General features: G+C 68.9%; 25 protein-coding genes. 16 read left to right on the top strand and 9 right to left on the bottom strand.

What is annotated here, in order from left to right; genetic code table 11:
• Positions 1-222: 222 nt before the first annotated feature.
• A complete protein-coding gene (locus tag PKD89_RS00005; protein WP_289012154.1) occupies positions 223-1,086 on the top strand; it encodes an AzlC family ABC transporter permease in 864 nt (287 codons plus the stop codon).
• A complete protein-coding gene (locus PKD89_RS00010; protein ID WP_324332204.1) occupies positions 1,083-1,388 on the top strand; it encodes an AzlD domain-containing protein in 306 nt (101 codons plus the stop codon). The genes PKD89_RS00005 and PKD89_RS00010 overlap by 4 nt, the downstream gene beginning before the upstream one ends.
• Positions 1,389-1,506: 118 nt before the next feature.
• Here the strand turns inward: PKD89_RS00010 and PKD89_RS00015 are convergent, their stop codons facing one another.
• Positions 1,507-2,868, bottom strand: a complete 1,362-nt coding sequence (locus PKD89_RS00015; RefSeq protein ID WP_289012155.1) for a Ca2+-dependent phosphoinositide-specific phospholipase C — start codon at positions 2,866-2,868, stop codon at positions 1,507-1,509.
• Between the two features lie 152 nt (positions 2,869-3,020).
• Here PKD89_RS00015 and PKD89_RS00020 point away from each other — a divergent pair, with 152 nt between their 5' ends.
• On the top strand, positions 3,021-3,737 hold the full coding sequence (locus PKD89_RS00020) for an enoyl-CoA hydratase/isomerase family protein (RefSeq protein WP_289012156.1): 717 nt from the start codon (positions 3,021-3,023) through the stop codon (positions 3,735-3,737).
• Positions 3,738-3,791: 54 nt separating this feature from the next.
• Here PKD89_RS00020 and PKD89_RS00025 read toward each other — a convergent pair whose 3' ends face one another.
• Positions 3,792-4,583: an ABC transporter permease gene (locus PKD89_RS00025; protein ID WP_289012157.1), complete on the bottom strand. Its 792-nt coding sequence runs from the start codon at positions 4,581-4,583 to the stop codon at positions 3,792-3,794.
• Positions 4,580-5,554, bottom strand: coding sequence for an ATP-binding cassette domain-containing protein (locus PKD89_RS00030; RefSeq protein ID WP_289012158.1), 975 nt, complete (start codon positions 5,552-5,554; stop codon positions 4,580-4,582). Before PKD89_RS00030 ends, PKD89_RS00025 begins: the two co-directional genes overlap by 4 nt.
• Positions 5,555-5,703: 149 nt before the next feature.
• Between PKD89_RS00030 and PKD89_RS00035 the strand changes: the two genes are divergently transcribed.
• A complete protein-coding gene (locus PKD89_RS00035; protein ID WP_287377102.1) occupies positions 5,704-6,789 on the top strand; it encodes a Zn-dependent alcohol dehydrogenase in 1,086 nt (361 codons plus the stop codon).
• 2 nt (positions 6,790-6,791) lie between these two features.
• Positions 6,792-7,751, top strand: coding sequence for a cyclase family protein (locus tag PKD89_RS00040; protein ID WP_289012159.1), 960 nt, complete (start codon positions 6,792-6,794; stop codon positions 7,749-7,751).
• 6 nt (positions 7,752-7,757) lie between these two features.
• Here PKD89_RS00040 and PKD89_RS00045 read toward each other — a convergent pair whose 3' ends face one another.
• Positions 7,758-8,231, bottom strand: coding sequence for an Hsp20/alpha crystallin family protein (locus PKD89_RS00045; protein WP_287377091.1), 474 nt, complete (start codon positions 8,229-8,231; stop codon positions 7,758-7,760).
• Positions 8,232-8,354: 123 nt separating this feature from the next.
• On the opposite strand from PKD89_RS00045, the gene PKD89_RS00050 reads away from it, so the two are divergent.
• The 7 genes from PKD89_RS00050 to PKD89_RS00080 all read left to right on the top strand — a co-directional run bounded on the left by PKD89_RS00050 (position 8,355) and on the right by PKD89_RS00080 (position 14,751).
• Positions 8,355-8,867 (top strand): DUF2505 domain-containing protein, encoded by a 513-nt coding sequence (locus PKD89_RS00050; protein ID WP_287389720.1) that lies wholly within the window; start codon positions 8,355-8,357, stop codon positions 8,865-8,867.
• A 33-nt stretch (positions 8,868-8,900) separates the two neighbouring features.
• On the top strand, positions 8,901-9,836 hold the full coding sequence (gene coaA / locus PKD89_RS00055) for a type I pantothenate kinase (RefSeq protein WP_287377086.1): 936 nt from the start codon (positions 8,901-8,903) through the stop codon (positions 9,834-9,836).
• Between the two features lie 66 nt (positions 9,837-9,902).
• Positions 9,903-10,817 carry an SDR family NAD(P)-dependent oxidoreductase gene (locus PKD89_RS00060; RefSeq protein WP_287377083.1) on the top strand — a complete coding sequence of 305 codons (915 nt, stop codon included), beginning with the start codon at positions 9,903-9,905 and terminating at the stop codon, positions 10,815-10,817.
• Between the two features lie 84 nt (positions 10,818-10,901).
• Positions 10,902-11,762, top strand: coding sequence for a DUF3097 family protein (locus tag PKD89_RS00065; protein ID WP_287377080.1), 861 nt, complete (start codon positions 10,902-10,904; stop codon positions 11,760-11,762).
• The gene (locus PKD89_RS00070; RefSeq protein WP_289012160.1) at positions 11,759-13,126 is read left to right on the top strand and encodes a hypothetical protein; all 1,368 of its coding nucleotides are present in this window, start codon (positions 11,759-11,761) and stop codon (positions 13,124-13,126) included. Before PKD89_RS00065 ends, PKD89_RS00070 begins: the two co-directional genes overlap by 4 nt.
• Positions 13,123-13,704 carry a TetR family transcriptional regulator gene (locus PKD89_RS00075; RefSeq protein WP_287377075.1) on the top strand — a complete coding sequence of 194 codons (582 nt, stop codon included), beginning with the start codon at positions 13,123-13,125 and terminating at the stop codon, positions 13,702-13,704. Before PKD89_RS00070 ends, PKD89_RS00075 begins: the two co-directional genes overlap by 4 nt.
• Before the next feature lie 75 nt (positions 13,705-13,779).
• Positions 13,780-14,751, top strand: a complete 972-nt coding sequence (locus PKD89_RS00080) for an alpha/beta fold hydrolase (RefSeq protein ID WP_289012161.1) — start codon at positions 13,780-13,782, stop codon at positions 14,749-14,751.
• Here the strand turns inward: PKD89_RS00080 and PKD89_RS00085 are convergent.
• Positions 14,748-15,614, bottom strand: a complete 867-nt coding sequence (locus PKD89_RS00085) for an amidohydrolase family protein (RefSeq protein ID WP_287377071.1) — start codon at positions 15,612-15,614, stop codon at positions 14,748-14,750. The genes PKD89_RS00080 and PKD89_RS00085 overlap by 4 nt on opposite strands.
• 84 nt (positions 15,615-15,698) lie before the next feature.
• Between PKD89_RS00085 and PKD89_RS00090 the strand changes: the two genes are divergently transcribed.
• From PKD89_RS00090 to PKD89_RS00110, 4 genes are all read left to right on the top strand, one after another.
• The gene (locus tag PKD89_RS00090; protein WP_287377069.1) at positions 15,699-17,360 is read left to right on the top strand and encodes an acyl-CoA synthetase; all 1,662 of its coding nucleotides are present in this window, start codon (positions 15,699-15,701) and stop codon (positions 17,358-17,360) included.
• Positions 17,357-18,454, top strand: coding sequence for a DMT family transporter (locus PKD89_RS00095; protein WP_289012162.1), 1,098 nt, complete (start codon positions 17,357-17,359; stop codon positions 18,452-18,454). The genes PKD89_RS00090 and PKD89_RS00095 overlap by 4 nt, the downstream gene beginning before the upstream one ends.
• A gap of 201 nt (positions 18,455-18,655) precedes the next feature.
• Positions 18,656-20,746: an ABC-F family ATP-binding cassette domain-containing protein gene (locus PKD89_RS00105; RefSeq protein ID WP_349257301.1), complete on the top strand. Its 2,091-nt coding sequence runs from the start codon at positions 18,656-18,658 to the stop codon at positions 20,744-20,746.
• Positions 20,739-21,716 (top strand): hypothetical protein, encoded by a 978-nt coding sequence (locus PKD89_RS00110; protein ID WP_289012163.1) that lies wholly within the window; start codon positions 20,739-20,741, stop codon positions 21,714-21,716. The genes PKD89_RS00105 and PKD89_RS00110 overlap by 8 nt, the downstream gene beginning before the upstream one ends.
• 31 nt (positions 21,717-21,747) lie before the next feature.
• Here PKD89_RS00110 and PKD89_RS00115 read toward each other — a convergent pair whose 3' ends face one another.
• Genes PKD89_RS00115 through PKD89_RS00130 form a run of 4 tightly spaced genes read right to left on the bottom strand, consistent with a single transcriptional unit; the run spans position 21,748 to position 24,544 of the window.
• A complete protein-coding gene (locus PKD89_RS00115; protein ID WP_289012164.1) occupies positions 21,748-22,200 on the bottom strand; it encodes a hypothetical protein in 453 nt (150 codons plus the stop codon).
• Positions 22,197-22,451 (bottom strand): type II toxin-antitoxin system prevent-host-death family antitoxin, encoded by a 255-nt coding sequence (locus PKD89_RS00120; protein ID WP_289012165.1) that lies wholly within the window; start codon positions 22,449-22,451, stop codon positions 22,197-22,199. Before PKD89_RS00120 ends, PKD89_RS00115 begins: the two co-directional genes overlap by 4 nt.
• Before the next feature lie 45 nt (positions 22,452-22,496).
• Positions 22,497-23,186 (bottom strand): J domain-containing protein, encoded by a 690-nt coding sequence (locus PKD89_RS00125; RefSeq protein ID WP_289012166.1) that lies wholly within the window; start codon positions 23,184-23,186, stop codon positions 22,497-22,499.
• Between the two features lie 23 nt (positions 23,187-23,209).
• Positions 23,210-24,544 (bottom strand): amidohydrolase, encoded by a 1,335-nt coding sequence (locus PKD89_RS00130; RefSeq protein WP_287377051.1) that lies wholly within the window; start codon positions 24,542-24,544, stop codon positions 23,210-23,212.
• Positions 24,545-24,591: the final 47 nt, after the last annotated feature.

The raw sequence follows: 24,591 nt of genomic DNA on the forward strand, positions 1-24,591 counted from the left end.
CTCCGGCGACGTCCTGTGGTCCCAACGCCACGGCGAATTCATCCCCTGACCCGACGGCGGAGCCGGCCGATGGGGTTGCTGGCCCCCGTTATCGACTGCAGGGCGTGTCGCCATGGCCGGTACAGCTCAACGGACACCCGTTGCCGTCTGCGTGGCCACCGTCGCCATTCGGCTTGATCATGGCGAGGCTCTCGGCACGTTTGTGTTCTAGCGTGCGCCGCTGTGTCGACTACCGAAGGGCCCTCTCCACCTCGTCGTGCCCTTGGCGGCGCGTTGTCGCTCTTCGTGCCGGCCGTGCCCTTCGCCATGGTGCTGGGCGTGGCGATCGGCGAGTCGTCGATCAACAACTTCGTCGGCTGGGCCAGTTCGTGGATCATCTTTGGCGGCGCCAGCCAGCTGACCCTGATCACCATCCTCGCTGCTGGTGGCGCCCCGTTCAGTGCGCTGGGGGCGGCGCTGGCAGTGAACTCCCGGCACCTGATGTATTCGGCTGCACTCGCTTCGCGCTTCACCGACCAGCCCCGCTGGTTCCGCTGGCTGGCTCCATATGTGCTGATCGACCAACAGTTCGCGCTAACCGAGCCGTTGGAGGATGACGCTCACGATTGGCGCCGCTACTACCTGACCTCGGGGGCGGTCTTCTGGACGCTCTGGCAGACCACGGTGGCGCTCGGGATCCTTCTCGGCCCTCTGGTGCCCGATTCCTGGGGTCTGGACTTCGCCGTACCGCTGATGTTCCTCGGTCTGGTGGTCGTGGCGCTCAACCGGATGCCGGCTGTCGTCGCCGCGGTCAGCGGGGGTGTTGGGGCGTGGTTGTTCGCCGGGCTGCCCAACAACCTGGGGCTTCTGGCCGGCGGGCTGGTGGGCGTGATCGTCGGCACGCTGGCCGATCGAGAAGGTGAGGACGAGGCGGGTGGCCTACGCCCGATCGACCGCGTCCCCGAGCACGACGACGGCGACCCCTCCACGCCGGCAACCCATAACGCGGCCGATCGAGCCGCCCGCGATCTCGCCGAGCATTCGGCCCACGACATCGCCGAGGAGTTCACGGGCCTGGATGACCTGAGCGAAGGGACCGAGCCGTGATCCTGCTGGTCATCGTGCTGGCGGGCATCGGCTCCTACCTGTTCCGCAGCGTGTTCATCCTGGCGCTGGCGGATCGCACCCCACCCCCGGTGGTGTCCAAGGCGCTGCGCAACGTCGGCCCGGCAGTGCTGTCGGCGCTGGGCGTCACCGATCTGTGGGGGCCGAGCGCCCCGCCGGTCGGCACGCCGGAATTGCTCGGCGTGTTGGCGGCCGGCCTGGCAGCCTGGCGAACCCGCAACCTGATCGTTGCGGTGGTGGTGGGCATGGTCGTGCGCTGGGTGCTGTTGGCGGTGGGTCTCTGACCGATGACGCATCGTCCACCTCGAGGCCCGCACCCTGGACGCCGACGGCAACCTGGTGGCCAGCGCCACCGGCAGCTTTGCCGTCAGAGGACCGATGGGTTGAGCCGGGCGTGGATGCTCAGCCGGTGAACTTCGGTGGCAGCGGCTTGGCAGCCTCGTCGTCGCCGCTCGGCGGCGCCTCGATCGTCGACGGCGGCTCCGGTTCGGTGAGGGCCAGGTCGAAGCAGTAGTCCGGCGCGCTGACCGGGTTGCAGCGGGCCACGCGGAGCGGGGCGTCGGCCGGCGCAGCACGCTCGGCGACCAACGCAGCGCCGCGGCTGGTGGGCGGCAGGGGCGAGACGTAGTTGGCGAACGGTAACCCGTAAACGCCCAGCAGCTTGGTGAGGCCGGGCACCGGGTAGTCGGTCGACACCCACTGGGCGCCCGAGGCAAAGGCGGCGTCCTGCATGGTCGTGTTTCCCGACTGGGCCTGGCTGATCGGGGTGTCGGCGCGGGTGCGGACGACATAGCCCGCCTCGACCGCTTGCTCGATGGTGGCGCGGTCGGTCATTGGATCGTTCAGCTTGACGAACGCAGCGTCGGGTTCACCGGGGGCGTTTGACGTGAACATCACCCGCCCCTCGAGCGCCGGGTGCCCGTCGCGGTAGCGGTCGGCGATGACGTTCTCGTTGTCGAGCATGAACATGGTCTGGCCACGGAGCGCTGACATCGCCGGCCAACCCGGCCCGGTCACCACCTCGTCGAGCGTGGCGGCGTTGCCCCGCAGGTCGTCGGGCGTGAACATGGCGTCCTCCGGGAACACGGTGCGGATCTCGGCGTCGAGGTCATCGAGACGCGCGGCGGTGAACGGCAGGGGTTCGGTCAGGTCGACCGGCAGGTCGCCCTCGAACATATCGTCCTTCAACTCGAGCAGAACAGCGATCGGAAAGTGGCCGGGGTGCGCTGTCGACCAGTCACGTACCTGGGTCAAGCACTGGGTCAACAACACGCAGGTGGTGCGCATGTCGAAGTCGGGGATGTGTAACACCTTGGTCCCCGGCTCCTGCAGCTCGGGTGGGTCCCACGCCTCGTACTCCTCGTCGTACGGCGCGATGCCGGTGACGATGTTGGCGACCGGATCGGCGTAGCGGCCGCCCTCGGGGTCGGCGACGAGGTCGAGCTCGATCTGGCGGACCCCTTCGCCGGAGAACTGCTGAGGCAGGGGGCCGTGCTCGTAGAGCAACTCTTCGGGTTTCAGCTCGGGTGGGGCAATCGTCTTGGCGAAGTCGAACAGGCCCTTCAGCGGTGGCAGGTGATAGCTGTTGTGGCTGCCGAGGAACTGCAGTTCGTTGAGCCTGAGGTCGTCCTGGGTGGGGGCATCGTCCTGGCGTGGCGACGTCGGAGCGGCGCCGGCGTTTGCCACCGTGAGTGGCATCATCAACGCTACGGCGCACAGCGCCGCAACCACTCCGTTTCGTGCGTGCGTTCGGGGCTGCGTCATGGTCCCTCCGACCCTCTGTGCTCTGTGCTTCGGTGAGGGTACCGCTTGTGTCGCACGTCATAGCGATTTGGGAACGATGGCGCCCGCTCTTGTGGGCGGACTCGGCGGTGGCCGAACCGTCGCCCGCGGTCCTGATGCGACACACTGAGCTGATGAACGATCACGCAGCTGCAGCCGACGTTGAGGACGCGGTGACACGCTGGGGTGCGGTCACGTTGTCCGAGTCCGATGGGATGGCCGTCCTGGTCTTGGGTGACGGCCTCAACACGGTTGACGGCGAGTGGTTGGATGGGGTGATCGACGCCATCGATCGGCTCGAGGGTGCCGAGCAGCCGCCGGCCTTGGTGACGATCGGGTCACAGCGGGCCTACTGCACCGGCTACGACCTCGAGTTTCTTGCCGGGCTGGAGCAGGGTGAGGTGGAGGCCGAGGTCGAGCGGTCGCTGGACGTGCTGGCCCGGATCCTGACCTACCCCGGCCCAACCGTGGCGGCGCTGTCGGGCCACGCCTTCGGATACGGGGCCATGTTGGCACTGGCCCACGATCAGCGGGTGATGCGCGCCGACCGGGGTTGGTTCTGCCTGCCCGAGGTGGACCTGGGTCTGGCGTTCCAGCCGTTCCAATTGGCCCTCATCCGGGCACGTCTGATGCCCCAGACGGCGCACCGGGCCGTCACCACCGGCCACCGGTTCGACGCGGCCGAAGCGTTGGCCGCCGGCATCGTCGAGCACATCGCCGAACCGGACGCCCTGAAGGGACGTGCGCTCGAACTGGCGGCGGACGGTGCCGGGAAGGCGTCCACCATCGTGTCGACGTTGAAGCGCGACCTGTATGCCGACGTGTTGGCGGCGCCCCGCCTGGGCCGCTGAGCGCAACGCTCCACAACATCGGTCGGCCTTCCGGTCGACACGCGCAGCGGGTCCTCAGTCGCTGGAGACTCGCGCGCCCAGCGATCGAAAGGCCAGCGTGAAGGTCACCAGGCCCAAGCCGAGCACGGCCGCAATGGCCTTGGCGATCGGCGCCACCTCCCACCCGCTGGACACGATCGCCCGCAGGCCCTCGAGCAGGTAGGTCACCGGGTTGTAGGTGGCGGCGGTCTGCAGCCAGCCGCTGAGCGCCTCCTTGGGAAGAAACGACGTCGTGAGGAAGGCGAACGGAAAGAACAGCAGAAAACTGGAAGCCACCGCGCCCGGGTTTCCGGTGCGCAGAGCGATCGTGTACGGGAAACCGGTGAAGGCCACGCCCCAGGCGCCGGCGATCAGCAGGAAGGCCAGCATGCCCAGCGGGCCGGTGACGAAACGAACGCCCATGACCATGGCCAGGGCGGTGACGCCGATGCTGAGGACGACGACCAGAACAAAGTCGGCGATCATCAGCCCGAGCAGCAGCGCGGGCCGCTTTACCGGGGTGACCAACAGGCGGTCGAAGTAGCCGTCCTGGATGTCGGTCACCAGCGCCGAGGCACGGGACACACCGGTGACGGCGAAGATGATGGCGACCGGCAGCTGGAAGGCCTTGAAGTCGACCACGCTGCCGCTGCTTTGGGCCAACTTTTGGAGCGATCCCACGTTGACGAAGAAGAAGAACACCGGCACGATGATCGCCGGGATGATCGCCTCCGGCTCCCGGGGAAGGCTGCGGATCGCCCGTCGGGCCACCGTGGCCAGGTCGGTGAAGAAGCCCGCGGGGCGGGCGCTGATCTCGGTGTTGCTCACTCGGACTCCACGTCGTCTTGGTCGTCGTCGTCCCCGGCCAGACGCTCGCCGGTCACCGAGACGAACACGTCGTCCAGGGTGGGCGTGCGCAGCGTCAGGCTGAGGACCTTGAGGTCGGCCTTGCCCAGGGCGATCGCCACCGGGCTGAGCAGGGCGGCACCGTTGGGGGTGCCGACCAGCAGCTCGTGGCCTCGCATCTCGACGCCCTCGGTGCCCTCGAGCCCGGCCAGGGTCGATTCGGCCAGCTCCATCTGGGCATGTTCGACCTCGACGACGATCAGGTCGTTGCCGAGCTGGCGCTTCAGCGCGGTCGGGGTGTCCTCGACCGCCAGCTTGCCGTGGCTGATGATGCCCACCCGGTCGGCCAGCTCGTCGGCCTCCTCCAGGTACTGCGTGGTGAGGAAGACGGTCATCCCCAGCTCCTCGTTGAGGTGGCGCACCTCGTCCCACACCTTCTTGCGGCTGATCGGGTCGAGCCCGGTGGTCGGCTCGTCGAGGAACAGCACCTGCGGGTTGTGCACCAGTGAGGCGGCCAGGTCGAGGCGCCGCTTCATGCCGCCCGAGTAGGTGGCCACCCGCTGGTCGAAGGCGTCGCCCAAGTCGATGAACGAGATGATGTCCGTGGTGCGCTGGGCGATCTCCGAGCGGTTCAGGCCGTAGAGCCGACCCTGGATATCGAGGATCTCCCGCCCGGTCTGACGCTCGTCCAGCCCGGCGTCCTGTAGCGCCACCCCGATGTTGAACCGCACGCCGTTGGGGTCCTTGGCGACGTCGTGTCCGAGCACGGCGGCCGTTCCGGACGTGGGTGCCAACAGGGTGCACAGCATGCGCACCATCGTCGACTTGCCCGCGCCGTTGGGCCCGAGGAACCCATAAATCTCGCCGGGGGCAACACTGAGGTCGACCCCGTCGACGGCGGGCCTGCCGTCGAAAGTGCGCTTGATGGTGTGGGTTTCGATTGCGGGCGACATGGAGCGGGAAACGTACCCGTTGCCGTGATGGGCCAAACGAGAGGGTGAACTGCGCCGAGCGACCCGATAGCTTCTGACGGGTCGTCAGATAAGTCTCGGCCGCTGGGCAGCCAGGAGCGCGCCGGGCAAACCAGGAAGGGCACCACCGCATGAGGGGCATTGTTTTTGACGGGAGCGAGGCGTCGGTCCGCGACGACATCGAGGTGCGGGACCTTCGCGCCGGCGAGGTGCGGGTGCGCATCGAGGCGGCCGGGTTGTGCCACAGCGACGTGTCGGTGATCGACGGAACGATCAAGTTTCCGCCGCCGGTCGTGCTCGGCCACGAGGGAGCGGGCGTCGTCGTCGGTGTCGCCCCTGACGTCACCACCCTGGCCGAGGGCGACCACGTCGTGCTCAGCACGTTGGGCAACTGCGGCATCTGCGCCGAGTGCGCCCGGGGCAAGCCGACGTTCTGTCGGGCCAACGCCGGGCGGCTGGGCCGTCCCTTTACCGTCGGCGGCGAGAAGGCCTTCCAGTTCGCCAACACGTCGGCGTTCGTCGAGGAGACCGTCGTCAAGGCCACCTCGGCGATCGCCGTTCCCAAGGAGATCCCGCTCAGCTCGGCATCGCTGATCGGGTGCGGCGTCATCACCGGCGTCGGCGCCGTGATCAATCGGGCCAAGGTCAGCCACGGCGAGTCGGCGGTGGTGATCGGCGTGGGCGGCATCGGCCTCAACGTCGTGCAGGGCTTGGCGCTGTCCGATTCGCTGCCGATCATCGCCGTCGACACCAACCCGGCCAAGGAGCAGCTCGCCCGCGAGTTTGGCGCCACCCACTTCGTCTGCGCCGGCGAGGGGGTCGACCTGATCGAGGCGATCAAGGAGATCTGCCCCAACGGCGTCGACTACGTCTTCGAGTGCGTCGGGTCGACCGCGCTGATCCGCATGTCGACCGACCTGTTGGACTTTGGCGGCACCGTCGTGATGGTGGGGGTGCCCAAGATGGGCGCCGAGGCCAGCTTCGTCGTCAACACGATGTACAACGACAAGTCGATCACCGGCTGCCGCTACGGCTCGTCGCGCCCGGCGTACGACATTCCGATGCTGGTGCGCCTCTACCAGGCCGGTCGCCTGAAGCTGGACGAGCTGGTGAGCGCCACCTATCCGTTGGAGGAGTTCAACAAGGCGCTCGACGAGCTGCACGAGGGCAAGCTGGCCCGCGGCGTGCTCGCCGTGTCCGGAACCGAACCGATCTAACCGTGGCGTTCTCCGAGGAACTGCGCGAGCTGGCCGAGCGGGTTTCCAACTGGGGTCGCTGGGGCGACGACGACCAGGCCGGCACCGGCAACCTGTTGACCCCGGACGCGGCGCGGCGCGGCGCCGCCTGCGTCGTCGACGGCGCGGCGTTTCCGTTGGCGCTCCCGTTGCTGGGGGAGGGCAAGGGCGTGCAGGTCGGCCAGCCGGCCGGTCGGCTCAACGCCGTCCTGACGTTTACGACGATGAACGAGCGCGATCCGATGGCTCCCGGCATCTGGACCGGCTGCGACGATCAGCTGACGATGTCGACCTCGGCCGGCACCCACGTGGACGCGCTTTCACATGTCGCCTACGACGGCCTCTTGTACAACGGCCGGTCGACCGACACGATCGGTGCCGCCTCCGGTGCCACCTGGTGCGGTGCGGAGCAGCTGCGGCCGATCAACACCCGGGCGATCCTCCTCGACGTGCCCCGCACGTTGGGGATCGACTTCATGGAACCGGGACAGGCGGTGACCGCCGACGTGCTCGACGCCGCCATCGAGCGCGCCGGGGCCACACCCGAGCCGGGCGATGTGGTGTTGGTGCGCACCGGCGACGTCCGCCACTACCTGTCGGGTGACCGTCGCCGCTACGCGGTCGGCAAGGACTGGCAGCTGCCGGGCATCGGGGTCAGCTGCGTTGAGTGGTTTGCCCGCCACGACCTGGCCGGGGTGTTCAGCGATACCTACAGCCACGAGGTGTTTCCGCCCGAGACCGGCAACTGGGACGATCTGCTGGCCGTCCACCTGCTGTGCCTGCGCGATCTGGGCATGGTGCAGGGTCAGAACTGGAACCTGGAGGCGTTGGCGGACGAATGTGCCGCCCATCCCGACCGGCCGGCCACCGCTCAGCTGATCGCCGTGCCCGAACCCCTGGTCGGCGCCACATCGACGCCGGTCGCCCCGCTCGCCATCCGCTGAGGATGCTCAGTCGGTCGCGAGATGGTGGTCTGCGTCGGCCTGGGTGGCCTGAAGGTCGACGTCGCCGCCAAACGGACCGGCGGCGACCCGGATGACCAGCTGGCCGTTGCCGAGCGACACCAACACCGACGCCCCGAATCCGTCGGGTACCTCGATGGTCCGTTCGTAACCGCCGTAGTGCCATTCGTGCACGTCATAGGTGCGCGTCGTCGCCGAGCGGACGTTGGTCCAGAAGCGGACCGATCCTTGGCGCAGTTCGACGTGCACGTCCTCGGGGCTGACGCCGGGCACCGGTGCCACGACGACGAATGCGGCGTCGGAGCGGTAGGCGTTGATCGGCACACGCTGGGGCGACGCCTCCAAGCGGTGCTGGGCCTCGCGCGTCGAGGCGAGCACCTCCTCGTGGGAGGCACCGTCGTGGCCTTCGGCCCGGCCGGCGCTGCGGTTTGATTCGTCGTGATCGCCCGTGGATGTGCTCATCGACACACCGTATCCCGGACCTCCGGCCCCCAGCCCGCGCTGGCGAACGCTTCTTCGTGGAGGTGCTTCGCCGCCCTTGACCTACGCTCTGGGTTTCCAACCCGAACCCAGAGCCCCGCGGGGATGAGGAGCCACAGCACCGTGAAGCTGACGATGAAGCACGACTTCGACCACCCGATCGAGGAGGTGTGGGCGATGTTTTCCGACCCGAAGGCACACGTCGCCAAGTTCGAGGCGATGGGTCACCACAACATCGAGGTGATCACCGAGGAGCCTTCCGACGACGGCTTGCGCATGGTGATCAAGAGGAACACCGATCTCGACGTGCCGGCGATCGCCAAGAAGGTGCTGCCCTCCAGCCCGCTGGTCACCACCGATGACGTCTGGATGGACAAGGGCGATGGCACCTACGGCGGCCACTTCGACGTGACGATGGACGGTGTTCCACAGAAGACCAAGGGCTCCACGTTGATCACCTCCAACGACGACGGCACCACCCACTACGAGATCGAGATGGACGTCTCGATCAAGGTGCCCCTGATCGGCGATCGGATCGCCAAGGCGTCCAAGGGCGAGCTGGAGAAGCAGATCAACGCCGAGTTTGCCGCGGGCGACGCCTGGTTGAGCCGGGCCTGATCGGGCCCTCTCGCCCTTGAGCTGGCAGGCCGTGTGAACCCCCAGTCCCGGTATCGGAGCTTTGACCGAGACACCTGGGCCGGGCTGCGCGCCTCCACGCCGCTCACCCTGAGCGAGGCCGACGTCGCCGACCTGCGCGGCATCAACGACCGTCTCGACCTGCACGAGGTGGAAGAGGTGTACCTGCCGGTCTCGCGCCTGATGAACCTGCGCGTCAGCGCGTCTCAGGCGCTCTTCCGTGCCACCGATACCTTCCTGGGTGCGCCGGCGGTCAAGGTGCCGTACCTGTTGGGGGTGGCCGGATCGGTGGCGGTGGGTAAGTCGACGACCGCCCGGGTGTTGGCGGCGCTGTTGAAGCGCTGGCCCGATCACCCCAAGGTGGCGCTGATCACCACCGACAACTTCCTGCACCCCAACGCCGTACTGGCCGAGCGCGGCCTGATGGAGCGCAAGGGGTTTCCGGAGAGCTACGACCGGGCCGCGCTCATCGACGTGCTCAGCCGCCTCAAGAGCGGCGAGCCATCGGTGACGACACCGGTGTACAGCCACGTGAGCTACGACATCGTCCCCGACGAGTCGCAGGTGATCTGCGATCCCGACATCGTGATCGTCGAGGGCCTCAACGTGTTGCAGGCACCGATGGTTGAGCGGGGCACCCCCGTGGTGTTCGTGTCGGACTTCTTCGACAGCTCGCTGTACGTCGACGCCCCCGAGGACCTGGTCGAGCAGTGGTACGTCGAGCGGTTCTTCAAGCTGCGCGAGACCGTGTTTCAGACCTCGGACAGCTACTTCACGACCTATGCCCGGCTCGATGAGGCCGAGGCCGAAGCGACCGCCCGTCGAATCTGGCGCACCGTCAACGGCGCCAACCTGGCCGAGAACATCCTGCCCACCCGCGAGCGGGCCGACGTGATTCTGGAGAAGGGCCGCGCCCACCGGGTGGAGCGGGTGCACTTGCGTCGTCTGTAGGTAGTTTCAACCCGCTCCCTCTAGAATCTGACGAACCGTCAGATTTCGAACGAGGAGCGCCCGCACATGGGAATGTTGGACAACAAGGTGGCCGTCGTAACCGGGGCCGGTCAGGGCATCGGTCGAGGCCATGCGCTGGAGCTGGCCCGCCACGGCGCCAAGGTGATCGTGAACGACCTGGGCAGCTCGGTGCACGGCGAGGGCACCGGCAAGGCGGCCGACGACACGGTGGCGCTGATCGTCGAGCGCGGCGGGCAGGCCGCCTCCAACTTTGCCAACGTGGCCGACTACGCAGCGGCGGGCGAGATGGTTGCGCAGGCGATCGATACCTACGGGCAGCTCGACATCCTGGTCAACAACGCCGGCATCGTGCGGGACTCGGCGATCTGGAACATGGACGAGGCGGATTTCGACTCGGTGATCGCCGTGCATCTCAAGGGTGCCTGGGCCCCGTCCAAGCACGCAGCGGTGCACTGGCGTGAGCGCAATAAGGCCAGCGGTGCGCCGGTGGGCGGCCGCATCATCAACACCACCTCCGGTGCCGGCCTGGTCGGCAACTTCGGCCAGTCCAACTACGCCACCGCCAAGGCCGGCATCGCGGGGATGACCCAGACCCTCAGCCTCGAGCTGGCCAAGATGGGCGTGACGGTCAACTGCGTCGGCCCCGCCGCCGCCACCCGTATCACCGCCACCATGCCCGGTGCGCCCGACGTGATCGAGGCCGACGATGTGGCCGAGGGCGAGTGGAACCCGATGGACCCGTCGGTGTCCTCGCCGCTGGTCGCATGGCTGGCCTCCGATGAGGCCGCCCACGTCAGCGGTCAGGTGATCCGCGCGGTGGCGGAGAACATCATCTGGATGGAGGGCTGGAGCGACGGCGCAACCCTCAACAACAAGGGCAAGCGCTGGGACGCCACCAAGCTGGGTTCGCAGCTCGGAGTCGACATCTTCGGCACCCGAGCCCCGGGTCTGCGTTACTGAAGCCCACGCCCGGATGTTCCCGTCGGTCGGGATGGCGGAGCCCGGATGCGCCGGTCGCTCCGCCATCTCTTCTACCTTGGCGGGGTGGCACGCTTCTCACGACCCGCGTCAAACCCGGTTTCCGGTGACATCCTGGACCTGCGCAACGACCCCATCGCCGCCGGCCCGCCGGAGCGACGGGTTTCCGATGCCGAGACCCTGGTGCACCGGGCGACCGGCGCCCGCGGAACGGTCGACAAATGGCACCGCGAGTGGGTGGTGTTGCGGCTGCTGGATGGCACGACACGTCGGGTGACCAACCTGGCGGGCGGCTTTGCTGTCGCCGGCGAGACGATCACGCTGATCGGCGTGGACCGGGTTCCGTCGTCGGGCTTGTCGCTGGGAAGGACCGCGTCGGGCTCGATCGCCGCCCCACAAGGCCCGGCCAAGGTCGCCCGGGCCAGCCGCCTGTGGGTGGAGGGCGACCACGATGCCCGCCTGATCGAGCGGGTGTGGGGCGACGACCTGCGCGACGCCGCCATCGTCGTCGAACCCCAGGGCGGGATCGACGACCTCGACGCGGCGGTCGCCCGGTTCGCTCCTGGGCCGCAGGCCCGCCTTGCCGTGTTGGTCGATCACCTCATCCCGGGCACGAAGGAGTGGCACCTCACCGAGTCCCAGCGCAGCGCAGCGTCGAAGTGGGTCACGGTCGTCGGTCATCCGTTCGTCGACGTGTGGGCGTGCGTCCGTCCACAGGTGGTCGGCATCGCGGCATGGCCCGACGTGCCCAAGGGCGAGGATTGGAAGACCGGCACCTGTCGCCGCCTGGGCTGGGGGACGCCCCAGGAGGGTTGGCGTCGTATCCTCGCCTCGGTGAACGGTTTCTCTGACCTCGATCCCTCTTTGGTGGGCGCCGTCGAAGCGGCCCTCGACGCCCTGGTCGGCGGCGGGGAGGAGCCGACGTGAGCCAGGCCGAGACCAGGCCGGGCACCGTCGCAGAGGCGCTTGCCGGCGCGCTGGCAGCACTCGGCGTGCGGCGCACGGTCGGACTCGATCTGGGCACGGCCGCCGGGGGCCTTCCCCATATTGACGTCGACGACCCCGACCTGGCCGTGTTGCTCGCCGACGCCGACGGGGCGGTCAATGGCGGCCTGGGCGCAGCGGTACTCGCCGGTCAGCTGTTGCACCTGTCATCGCTCCCCGGCGGTACAGCGTTTCCCCAGACGGTCGGATCACCCGAGGAACTGCTCGACACGCTGGCGGGAATCGACCCGATGATGCCCGCCACCGTGGCGCTGCACCTCGATCTCGACCTGGGCGCAGACGTGCCTGACGGCCTGACAGTGGGCGGTGAGCTCGACCGGCAGGTGGCCTACCAGCTGGGATCATCATTACAAGGCGCTCCGCTGGCGGTGATCGCCGGCGTCGGCGTCGTCCGTTCCGGCTCGGTCGAGGCACTGGCTTCGTTCGCCGAACGCCTGGGCATGCCGGTGCTCAACACGGTCGGGGCCAAGGGTGTGTTTCGTTGGAACAGCCCCTACCACGCCGGCACGATCGGCCTCCAGGCCCGCGACGGCGAGCTCGGTGGCGTCGACGACGCCGTGGTAGTGATCATCTGCGGGGTCGGCGACGACGAACTGCCCGCCCGTCCGACCGGCAACGTGATCGACCTCGATCCCCGTCAGCTCTCGATCGCAGCAGAGGGCTGGACCCGTCCTGCCGGCGGCCCGGCGCCACGCCCGCCGCTGTACGAGGCGCTGGCGGCGGTCACCGGTCCTGCCTACGAGCGCGACGAGGTGCCGCTGTCGGCGCCTCGAGCTGCACTTCACCTCTCCGGGGCGGCACCCGACGACGGCGTGGCGGTCGTCGAGGCCGATCTGGCGGGCTTCTGGGTTGGGCGCGCGTTTCCGACGGCCGTGCCGCGGTCGGTCGTCGTCGCCACCACGCCGCTGCCGGGCTTTGCTGCGGCGGGTGCCCTGATGGCTCGCCTGGCCGGTCGCCCGTCGATCGGCGTGCGCGCCGGTGGCATGGAGGTCGACGGTGGTGAACTTGAGCCCGAGGTGCTGGCGCTCGCCCAACGGCTCGGGGTCGGTGTGGTCGTGCAGGCGTGGGCGCCCGATGCTCCCGCCATGAGCGCCGACGAACACGCTCGCGCCACCGAGGCGGACTATCGCGGGGTGGGTGCTCCCTCCCAGGGTTCCTCGTCGCAGGGTTCGCTGGTTCGCCCCGTGGCTGTGGCGCTCGACGACCTCGACGCGATCGTCGAGGTGGCGGGCCGGCCAGTTTCGTGGGCCACGTTGCCGTCGGCGCCGAGCCCGTCCCCTCAGTGAACGCCGCCGGCAGCCGGCTGACCGCGGCCCAGGATGCCCGGCGTCGACGCATGCTGCGGGAGGTCTCCGCGTTGGCAGCGGAGGGCGGCTACGAGTCGGTACAGATGCGCGACGTCGCCGCCCGTGCCGACGTGGCGATCGGGACGTTGTACCGCTACTTTCCCTCCAAGGAGTACCTGGTGGCATCGGTGATGGAGGCCGAGGTGGGGGCGTTGGCCGCCGACCTGGAGGCCCGTCCCGCGCGGGGGAATTCGGCCGGCGAGCGGGTGTTGGCCGTGCTCGGACGGGCCAATCACGCCCTGTTGGCCCGCCCCAACGTGTCGATCGCCCAGATCCGGGCGCTGGTGTCGGGCAATGATGAGGTGGCCGAGGTGGTCAAGACCGTCACCGATGCCATGCGCGCCCTGATCGTCGCCGCTATGGAGGCCGAACCGACCGACGAATCGATCGACGTGGCCGACACCCTCTTCGACGTCTGGTTGGCGGCACTGGTCGGATGGATCTCGGGTATGACCGAGGCCGACGAGGTGCAGCGAAAACTGGCCCGCACCGTCAAACAGCTGTTGCCGATGTCCTAAGCTGCCGGTGGCCACCGGACGGTCCATCCGGAATCCCTGATGCGTGCGCGCTTTGGTGGCCCAGGGGGAACGTTCATGGCCGAACAGCGCGACACCGTCCATCCCGACACGAGCTTGGTCGACGACGAGGGGCCGATCGACGAGGCCGAGGAGCACAACGTCCTCGGGTTGCCATGGGGTGAACGGGTTGAGCTGCCCGGCCGCGGCAAGACGTTCTACCGTCGGGTCGAGGGGCCTCCGGGCGCACCGACCCTTCTGTTGCTTCACGGCTGGGTGGCCAGCGGTGGGTTGAACTACTACAACGCGTTCGACGAGCTGTCGAAGCACTTCAGCATCATCGCTCCCGACATGCGGGGCCACGGCCGAGGCATCCGCTCGCGGCGGCGGTTTCGCTTGGCCGATTGCGCCGACGACACCGCTGCGCTGATCGAGCATCTCGGCTGCGGACCGGTGATCGCCGTCGGATACTCGATGGGCGGCCCGATCGCCCAGCTGTTGTGGAAGCGCCACCCGGAGCTGGTGTCCGGCCTGGTGCTCGCCGCCACCGGCAGCTGGCTGGTGCCCGGCCTGCGCCAGCAGATCGTCGTGGTCGGTGCGGTCTCGGCGATCGCCGGGCCGCTGCGCGTCACCTGGAGGCTGCCGAAGACGATCCGCAGGCGCATCCCATTCGCCCCGACCGGGGAGCGTCCCAGCACCTTCCAACGCTGGGCGTCCGAGGAGATGCGCCGCCACGACTGGCGCATGGTCACCGAGGCGGGGGTGGCGGTGGCCACCTTCGACTCCCGACGCTGGATCAAGCACTGCGACGTGCCCACCACCGTGCTGGTCACCACGAGGGACCGGGCGGTGTCGCCCCTCGAGCAGGCTCGCACGGCGCTGTTGATCCCGACCGCCGAATTCCTGCGCTACGACGAGGGGCACCTGGCCCCGGTCAAAGAGACCTTTGGCCCCAAGCTCACCGAGGCCTGCCTGCACACCGCAGCCCGCATCGGCCTGCCCGCCGATGCGGACACGACGGAACCGGTCGACCTGCGCCTGATCGACTAACTCAGGCCCAGAATCCGTTCCGCGTTGGTGCGCAGAAACTTGGGCCACACCTCGTCTTTGAAGGCCACGTCGGGCAGCTCGGAGAAGATCCGGTCGTAGGTGAGCCCGGCGGGGAAGTACCCGGCATAGATGATCTTGTCCGCACCCCGGGTATTGGCGTAGTCGATGATGGCCTGGGGGTAGTACCTGGGGGCGAATGCAGAGGTGGAGTAATACAGGTTGGGCCACTTGATCATCAGCTTCACCGCCAGCGCCTCCCACGGCTCGGCGCCGTGGCGCATGACGAACTTCAGCTCGGGGAAGAACCAGCACACCTCGTCGATCAGCTCCACCTTCTGGTCGGCCATCGGCACCCGAGGGCCGGGCACGCCGGCGGTGACGAAGATCGGCAGGTCGAGCTCGACGCACTTGGCGTACAGCGGGTAGTAGCGGGCGTCGTTGATCGCCACCCGGTAGGCGAACGGGGTGGTGGTCACCGCACGCACACCGAAGTCGGCGACCAGGCGTTCGAGCAGCCGGATGGTGTCCATGCCGCCGTTGGGGTCGAGCTCGGCGCAGGCGATGAAGCGGTCGGGGAAGTCGCGGATGGCCCGGCGGGGCGCCTCCCGGTCGTCCTTGGCCACGTTGACCATCGCCCGCTCGACACCGTGGGCGTCCATGTTCATCAGCACGACGGCCACCGGGTCGGCCTCGGGATCGATCTCGGGCGGCACGTCCTTAAACATGTAGGCCGCCGGCATCGAGAAGCTCTTCGACTCCTCATCGCGCAGATGCGGCTGAATGAACTTGTAAACCTGACTACGGTCTGGCGAGGGGAACCCGACCATGGTGTCGATGATTCCGATGTCCGTTGGCATGCCCATGGACCCAGAGTAGAACACGTTGCAGTTTGCATGGCCGGGGCATCGGGCGACCGAAACGCACCGCTCACCAACAGGGGGACACAGATGACCGACCGGAGCACGGAATCGAGCGGAACGCAGGTTCCGTGGAACCTGGCCGATCTGTGGGAGCTGACCACCGATCACTATCCCGACCGGGAGGCGCTGGTGGTCGGGAGCCAGCGGGTGACCTACCGGGAGATCGAGGAGCGGTCCAACGCGCTGGCCCACGTGCTGGCCGACGCCGGGGTGGGCCCGGGCGATCACGTCGCCTGCTACATGCAGAACTGCGTCGAGTTCGTGGAGACCATGCTGGCCGCATTCAAGATCCGGGCGGTGCCCCTCAACGTCAACTACCGCTACGTCCACGCAGAGCTGTCGCACCTGCTCCAGGACGGCGACGCGGTGGCGGTCGTCTTTCACCGACGCTTCACCGATGCGATGGCCGAGGTAGCGGGCGACTTGGACGACCTGCGCATCAGCCTGGTGGTCGACGACATCGATCCCCGAGCCGAGCCGTCGCAAGGCGACCCGGTCGCCTTCGGTGCGATCGACTACACCGAGGCGGTGGGGGCCGCGTCGACCGCTCGCGACTTCGGCCCACGCAGCGGCGACGACATCTACCTGATGTACACCGGCGGCACCACCGGCATGCCCAAGGGGGTCGAGTGGCGTATGGAGGATGCCTTCTTCGCCTGCGTCGGCGGCGGCGACCCGATGCGCCTGCTCGGCCCCGTGTCCAGCGTCGACGAACTGTGCGACCGCATCCTCGACGACCAGGTGGTTGTCATGGCCTGTGCGCCGCTGATCCACGCCGCCGCCCAGTGGACGTCGATGTCGTGGTGGCTCTGCGGCGGCAGAATGGTGCTGCTACCCGGCAGCTTCGACGGCGCCGAGGTGTGGCGCCAGATCGAGGCCGAGGGGGTCAACATCCTCATCGTCATCGGTGACGCCATGGCGCGGCCGCTGCTCGACGCCTGGGACGACGAGGGCGGCTTCGAGGTTCCATCGCTGTACACGGTGTCCTCCGGAGGGGCGCCGCTCAACCCGAACAACAAGGCCCGCCTTCAGGAGATCCTGCCCAACCTGATCATTGCCGACGGCTACGGCAGCTCGGAGACCGGAGCCCAGGGCACCCAGCGACTCATGCCCGGCGATAGCGCCTCCGAGGGCACCAAGTTTGTGCTCGATCCCGAGGTCACCTGCGTCCTCGACGAGGACATGGTGCCGATCGAGCCGGGCTCGGACACGATCGGCAAGGTGGCGCGCACCGGGCGCATGCCGCTGGGCTACTACGGCGACCCCAAGAAGACCGCCGAGACGTTCGTCGAGGCCAACGGCAAACGCTGGGCCATCACCGGTGATCAGGCGGTCGTCGAGGCCGATGGGACGATCACCGTGCTCGGCCGTGGGTCGGTCAGCATCAATACAGGTGGGGAGAAGGTGTTTCCCGAGGAGGTGGAAGCGGCGCTCAAGACCCACCCGGACGTCTTCGACACCGTCGTCGTTGGCGTGCCCGATGAGCGCTGGGGCGAGACGATCGCCGCCATCGTGGCAGCCACGGAGGGCGCCGAGCCGACGCTGGACGTGCTCAAGGCCCATGTGCGCACCTCGATCGCCGGGTACAAGGTGCCCCGTAAGCTGGTGATCGTCGACGAGGTGGTGCGGTCGCCGACCGGCAAGGCCGACTATCCGTGGGCCAAGAAGACCGCCTCCGACCGGGAATGAACCGACGCCGATCGGGCGGTGACGGACAACCGGGCGGCGACTCGACGCTCAGGGGAAGGGCCGGCCGCTCGTTGGCCCCAGGAACGATCGGCGCACTGGCCGTGCTGGGAGCGGCGGTGCTGTGGGGCGTGATCGGCCCGGTCGCCAACGGCCTGGCCGCCCGGGGCATCGACCCGGTGACCATGGCCGCCTGGAGGGCAATGATCGCCGGGGTCGGATTCGCCGTCATCTGGCTCATCCAGGCAATGCGGGGCCGCACCGCCGACGGTCCGGATCTTCATGGAACCGGTCTCGAGAGCGGCGCCGCGCCCATCACCTCACCGCTTCGACAACCGGTGGTGTGGCTGCGCCTGGTGGCGCTCGGGCTGATCGGCGTCTCGGTCTTCTACACGGCGCTCCCGGCCGCGATCGAGCGCGGTGGCATCACGCTGGCCTGGGTGCTGTTGTACACAGCGCCGTTGTGGGTGCTGATCGGCTCGGTCAGCCTCGGGTGGCTCCGCCCGACCGTCCGGGCGGTCACGCTGGTGCTGCTCGCCACCGGCGGCGTCGCCCTCACCGCCGCCGCTGGTGGCGAGGGCGTCACCGTCAGCGCAGCGGCCGTTGCCTGGGGCCTGGCGGCCGGCCTCAGCTACGCCAGCTACTACCTGGTCGGGCGCACGCTGGTCGAGACCGTGGGCCCCATCCGCACCTACGCCATCGCCATGATCATCGGCGGCTTGGCGCTGGTCCCTTTCGCCGACCTGGAGTGGCCCACCCGTGAGGTCGCCGGGTTGTTGGCGGTGTTGGCGCTGGCGAGCACGCTGCTCGCCTACCTGCTGCTCGGGGTGGGGCTGACCCGCATCTCGTCGACCCGGGCGTCGGTGATCGCAACCGCCGAGCCGGTGGTGGCCACCGTGATGGCGGTTGCGGTCGCCGGCGAACGCCCCGGCCCCCTCGCCTACGTGGGCGGGGTGCTGGTCGTCGGCTCGGCGCTGGCAGCCGGCCTCGGCCCCCTCGACGGCGCCACCGTCCCCAAGCAAGCTCCCTACCCAGTCCCCACGTCCGACCCATCTCCCGACCCATCTCCCAAGTCGGGAGCCCAGAGCGCGCCCTGACGGTCGTTTCCGCTCCCCGGTTCGTTCGCTCGTCCCAAGTCGGGAGCCCAGAGCGCGCCCTGACGGTCGTTTCCGCTCCCCGGTTCGTTCGCTCGTCCCAAGTCGGGAGCCCAGAGCGCGCCGTGACGGTCGTTTCCGCTCCCCGGTTCATTCGCTCGCGATGACCGGCACCGAGGTGCGGGTCGGTAGCCTTGATCGGTCATGATTTCGGTCTCCTCACTTGAAAAAGGTCACGGCGGCCGCACACTGTTTCGTGACGTCTCATTTCGACTTCTGCCCGGGCGGCGCATCGCGCTGGTCGGCGGCAACGGCGTCGGCAAGACGACCATCCTCGAGATCGTCGTCGGCCACCAGCGGGCCGATGCCGGCGAGGTGCACCGCACCAAGGACCTCACCGTTGGCTACCTGCCCCAGGACCTCACCGACGAGGTGAACGACACGGTGCTGGCCCATGTGATGGCCGGCGCCGGTGAGCTGGCCGGAATGGAGGAGGAGCTGCGCTCGCTGGAGGCCGACATGGCCTCGCCCGACGCGGCCAAGGCAGAGGCGGCACTCGACGCCTACGGCGAGATCAGCACCCGCTTCGAGGCTGCGGGCGGCTACCAGCTGGAGGCCGAGGCCCAGCGGGTGCTCGCTGGGCTGGGGTTCAAGCCAAGCGATGCGAGCCGCAGCGTGTCGGAGCTGTCCGGTGGGTGGCGCATGCGGGCCACCCTGGGCCAGCTGTTGTTGGCCAAGCCCGAGGTGCTCGTGCTCGACGAGCCGACCAACCACCTCGACGTCGACTCGGTGACCTGGCTTGAGGAACAGCTGGCCGCCTGGCCGGGCTCGATCCTGTTCGTCTCCCACGACCGCGACTTCATCGATGCGGTGGCCGAGCGGGTGCTCGAGGTGGTCGGCGGCGGCGCCACCGAATACGTCGGCGGGTTTGCCGAGTTCATCGTCGCCCGCGAGGAGCGCTTGGCCAACCTGCAGGCCCAGGCGGCCAGCCAAGCCAAGTCGGTCGCCTCGACCGAGAAGTTCATCGAGCGGTTTCGCTACAAGGCGACCAAGGCCCGTCAGGTGCAGAGCCGCCTGAAGACCCTGGAAAAACTCGACCGCATCGAGGTGCCCGACCACCGCCAGCTGGTCGCCAAGTTTGGCTTCCCCAAGCCGCAGCGCTCGGCACGCGTGGTCGCCGAACTCGAAGACATCTCGGTGGGCTACGACGATGATGACCCGATCCTCACCGGCGTCGACCTGGTGATCGAGCGCGGCGAAAAGTGGGCGCTGGTCGGCCCCAACGGCGCCGGTAAGTCGACGCTGGTGAAGCTGTTGTTGGGTCAGCTGAAGGCCTCGGCGGGCCACGCTCAGCTGGGCGCCAACGTCGACGTCGCCTACTTCGCCCAGCAACAGGTGGATGAGCTCGACTTGGAGGCGACGGTCGAGGAAACCTTCCGGGCTGCCATCGGCAAAGATCCCGCAGGCCGAAACCTCCGCTCGATCCTGGGCACCTTCGGCTTCCGGGGCGATGCGGTCGACCGGCTGGTCGGCGACATTTCCGGCGGTGAGCGCACCCGGCTGGCGTTGGCGTCGATCATGGTCAACCCGGTCAACCTGCTGGTGCTCGACGAGCCGACCAACCACCTCGATCTGCCCAGCTGCGACGTGCTCGAGGATGCCCTCGCGGCCTACCCGGGCACCGTGCTGATCGTGACCCACGATCGACACCTGATCCGCTCGGTTGCAGCGGGGCTGATCGAGGTGCGCGATGGACAAGTCACGGTCCACCCCGAGGTCGACGAGGCCGTGCTGCACCCGCATCCGTTGAGCGCCACCGTCACGGGTTCCGCCGGGCAGAAGACGTCCGGCCAGGGCAAATCGAACCAGGGCAAGGCCAGTCAAGGGAGGTCCGGCCAGGGCAAGCAACGGGCCAAGGGCCGCAATCGCACGAAGCCGCCGGCTGCCTCGGTACCCGCCGGGGCAAATGGGGGTGGCCCATCGGGCGGCGCCGGTGCCGGCACCAACCCGGCGGAGCGCCGTCAGGCCTCGGCGGAGGAGCGTCAGCGGCACTCCAACGCCACGCGCGAGCTGCGCAAGCGGGTGCAGGCGGCCGAGAAGCGGGTGGGCCGCACGGAGGGCAAGGTGGTCGAGATCCAGGCGAAGATGGGCGACCCGACGGTGTACGACGATGCCGACAAGGTGAAGTCGCTCGTCGCCCAGTTGGCCGAGGCGAAGGACCGGGCGGCTGCGACGATGGCCGAGTGGGAGGGTCTGATCACCGAGCTGGACGAGGTCGAGGCCTCGCTTGGCTGAGGAGCCTGGTGGGACCGACGAGGCCGCTCCCGATGGGCCCACCGGTCTGGCCGGTTGGTTACGACGCCTCTTCGGCGGGCTCGCCCCGAGCGAGCGCACCCGCGGGTACCCCACCTCGAGCAACCGGGCGTCGTCGATGCACCTGTTCTGGGACCTGCCCGGACGCTTTGTGGAGGTGGGGGTCACCCTCACCATCCTGGACGAGCCTCGAACCGACGACCTGTACTTCTGGGCGTTGCAGGTGGGCTTCGAGGATGCTGCGAGCGGCAGACGCCAGGGTGCCGCCCACACCGGCCCGCAGTGGGCGGCCCAGCATCCCGGGCACGGGGCGGTCAACTGGGGCGGGTACGGCGCCGTCGGCGAACTCGACGGCAGCAGGGGATGGCTGCCGTCGGCGTCGGGCAATGCCAACTCGGTCGACTACCCGTGGCGGGTCGGGGTGCCCTACCGGCTGACCGTCGCCCGAGCGCCGGGCGATCACGACGCAGGGCCCCTTGCACCCGGGTACGGCGCGGCAAGAGCGAACGCGTCTGGCACCTACGTCGAGGCGCCACCGCTGGGCTTCACCGCCTGGCGGGCCACGATCACGCCGCTCGCCGCAGGTCCGGACGTAGGTGCGTCGGCCGACGCCGGTTCGCCTGCCCACACCGCCGAACCTCAAGTGATTCGCGACCTGTGGGCGCCGGGCGACCTGTTGGTGTCACCGATGGTGTGGTCGGAGGTGTTCGCCCGGTGCGACGCCTCCCCGGTGCGGGTCGCCTGGAGCAACCCGGCGGCGATCGACGAACGCGGCGATGTGCACCGCGTGAAATCGGCGCGGGTGAACTACCAATCGGTGGCCGACGGGGGCTGCTCCAACACGGAGGTCAGCGTGACGACAACCCCCGACGGCCTGGCCTGGCTGCAATCGACCGCCACGCAACGCCGGACCCGGCCCGGCACCCCGCTGCGTCTGACCGGCCAGCGGTGAGATCGCCGCGTCAGCTCGGCGTTCGCTCGGTCTAGCGAACCGCTTGGGACTCAACGAGCTCGCATGGCGGCGGCAGCCAAGCACGTTCGTCGAGCGCTTCCAGAAACTGCGTGGAGGTCACGATGTCAAACAACTTCACGTCCTCGGTCACCAACGTGAGGCCACCTGCGGCGATCGCGGTGGCAACCGTCCAGTAGCCGTTGTGCGAGAGCTTTCGGCCGAAGCGTGAGGTCAGGAAGCCGAACTGTTCGGCGGGTAGAGCGTGTTCGCCGATCTGCTCAAGTCGCTGCACCGTGAACCGCAACGTGTTCGTGCGCATCTCCCGCTCTGGGCTGGTCCCGGCGCGCTCGATCCCGGCGTAGAGCTCGCCGAGGGCGACAGGGTGGTATAGCGCAGAATCGCTGGCGGCGATGAGGGAGGGCAGCGAGCTGTCGCTGCGTTCGAGCCATCCGATGATGGCTGACGTGTCCAGGAGGTACGTCAACGAACCGACTGTGCGTCTTGAGAGCGCTCCTTGGCGTCTAGGAGTTCCTCCAGCGAGTTCGAGGCGACGCGGGGAAGCGCGGCTGCATCGGCGACAACGCGAGCCATCGGGGCGACATCGTCAATCGGCACCACTCGAACCTTGGCGGTGCCGTGCACGCTGATATACACCTCGTGTCCGTCCAAGGCCGCGTCGATCACGTCGGCGGTTGAATTTCGCAGGTCACGTACTCCAAACGTCTTGATCGCCATCTACGCACCGTAGCACCCTTGGGGTGCTACGGTGTCTCGGGCCGCTCAGCTCCAGCCGCGTTCGACGCGGATCAGGCGGTAGGCCTCGGTGATGATCTTGAGGTTCGCTTCGGCCCGGGCCTGCCGCTGCGCCTGGTCCGGCGTTCGCTCGCCCGGCGGCGGGTAGGTGTCGGGGTGGTCGCGCTTGACCAGCACGAGGTAGCGAGCGCGGACGGTGGCCCGATCATCGTCGCGGCTGACCCCGAGAATCCCGTAGGGGTTGTCGGGGGTCGGTGGGGCAGGTCGAGACCGTCCGCTTGCCCGCCGGGGGTCTGGAGGCGGTCCCGGATCGGGTGAGCTTCCGCCCCACGGGCCGAAGTCCCGCTCAAACTGCTCGAGTAGGTCCCGGAGTGCGCCTCCGAACGCTGTCGCCTGCCCGGCGTGGGCTCCGGCCAGCCTGCCGCTGCGGCGGGCGAGCGACGACAGCGAGAAGCCTGGGGTCAGCGACGAGTTGGACGCCCGGTAGGAGGCGCCCTGGCCCAGGATCATCGCCGTCGCTGCGATCGCCCCGACGGAGGCGACGGCGATCATGGTCGCCAGCGGTGGCAGCGGGGTCACCAGGCCGACCCCGATCCCCAGCGCGGCGGCCGCCAGTGTGATCTGGACGGCGATCCGGTTGACGCGCCGACGTTCGTCCGTTGGCAGTGTCAACGCAGCGAGCCGGAATCCGACCGCGACGAGGAAGACGGTCAGCACCACCGCCAGCTCGGTCGCGTTGCTCAGGAGAGCGCTGCCAGCACCTGGTCGCGGCGCCCTGCGACCGCGTGACGCGCGGCGGCGACATCGATGGTGAGCAGGGTCCGGTCGGCGACCACCCGGCGTCCGGCCATCCACACGTCGGTGACGTCGCCCCGTCCGGCGGCGTAGACGACCGTGCCGATCGGGTCGTAGCTGGGCGTCAGGTGGGGAGCTCCGGCATCGAGCACGACCAGGTCGGCCTGTTTGCCAACCTCGAGCGATCCCAGCGAGTCGCCGGCACCAAGCAGCGTTGCCCCGCCAATCGTGGCCGCCCGCAGCACCTGGTGCGCTGTCATGGTGGTCGCATCGCCGCTGACCCCCTTGTGGATCAGGGCGGTGAGGCGCATGACGGCAAACAGGTCGAGGTCGTTGGAGGACGCCGGGCCGTCGGTGCCCAGCCCGATCACCACGCCGGCGGCGAGCAGGGCGGGGATGGGGGCGATGCCCGAGCCCAGCTTGAGGTTGGATGCCGGGCAGTGGGCAACCGAGGTGCCGGAGGCGGCGATGGCGGCGATCTCGGCCTCGTCGAGGTGCACGGCGTGGGCGAGCACGACGTCGGGGCCGAGCAGCCCCAACGAGTCGAGGAGCGCGATGGGCCGCATGCCCCGGGCGGCGCTGACCATCGCCACCTCACCGGCCGACTCCGAAGCGTGGGTGTGAAGGCGTGCACCGGCGGCGCGGGCAGCCTCGGCCACCAGCGCGAGCTGATCGGGGTCGACCGTGTAGGTGGAGTGGGGGTGGGCCCAGCGGCCGATCGGATCGTCGGGCGTTTCCTCGGCCTGGTCGGCCCAGAGCCTCCGGGCGCGCTCGACCTGGGCGTCGAAGCTGGTGCCCTCCGGGCTACCCCCGCCGAGAAACGCCGGGCCGCCGGCCAGGCGTAGGCCACCGCTGCGGGCGACCTCGGAGGCCACCCCGTCCCAGAAGTACATGTCGAGGGCGGCGGTCACCCCGCCGAGCAGCGACTCGGCGACGGCGAGGGTAACGCCGTCGCGCACGGCCTCGCCGGACAACACGTTGGCCTCGGCGGGCATGATGCGATCGAGGAATCCCTCCAGGTCGACGTCGTCGGCCAGCCCACGAAAAAGCGTCATCGCCAAGTGGGTGTGGGCGTTGATCAGGCCGGGCATCACGATCGCCCCGCCAAGGGGGTGCCGAGCGGCGCCCGGATAGGCGGCGGTGACGTCGGCGGTCGGGCCGACGGCCGCCAACCGATCGCCGACGATGGCGAGCGCACCATCGTCGAGTACCCGGTCGTCGGCGTCGCAGGTGATGATCGTGCCGCCGGTGAGCACCAGGGCTCCCGCGTGAGTGGGCACCGTGGCTCCGCTGTCAGTGGGCACTGTGGCTTTGCCGTTGATGGGAT

Source organism: Candidatus Neomicrothrix sp. (assembly GCF_035329545.1).
GTDB classification, from domain to species: Bacteria; Actinomycetota; Acidimicrobiia; order Acidimicrobiales; family Microtrichaceae; genus Microthrix; species Microthrix subdominans.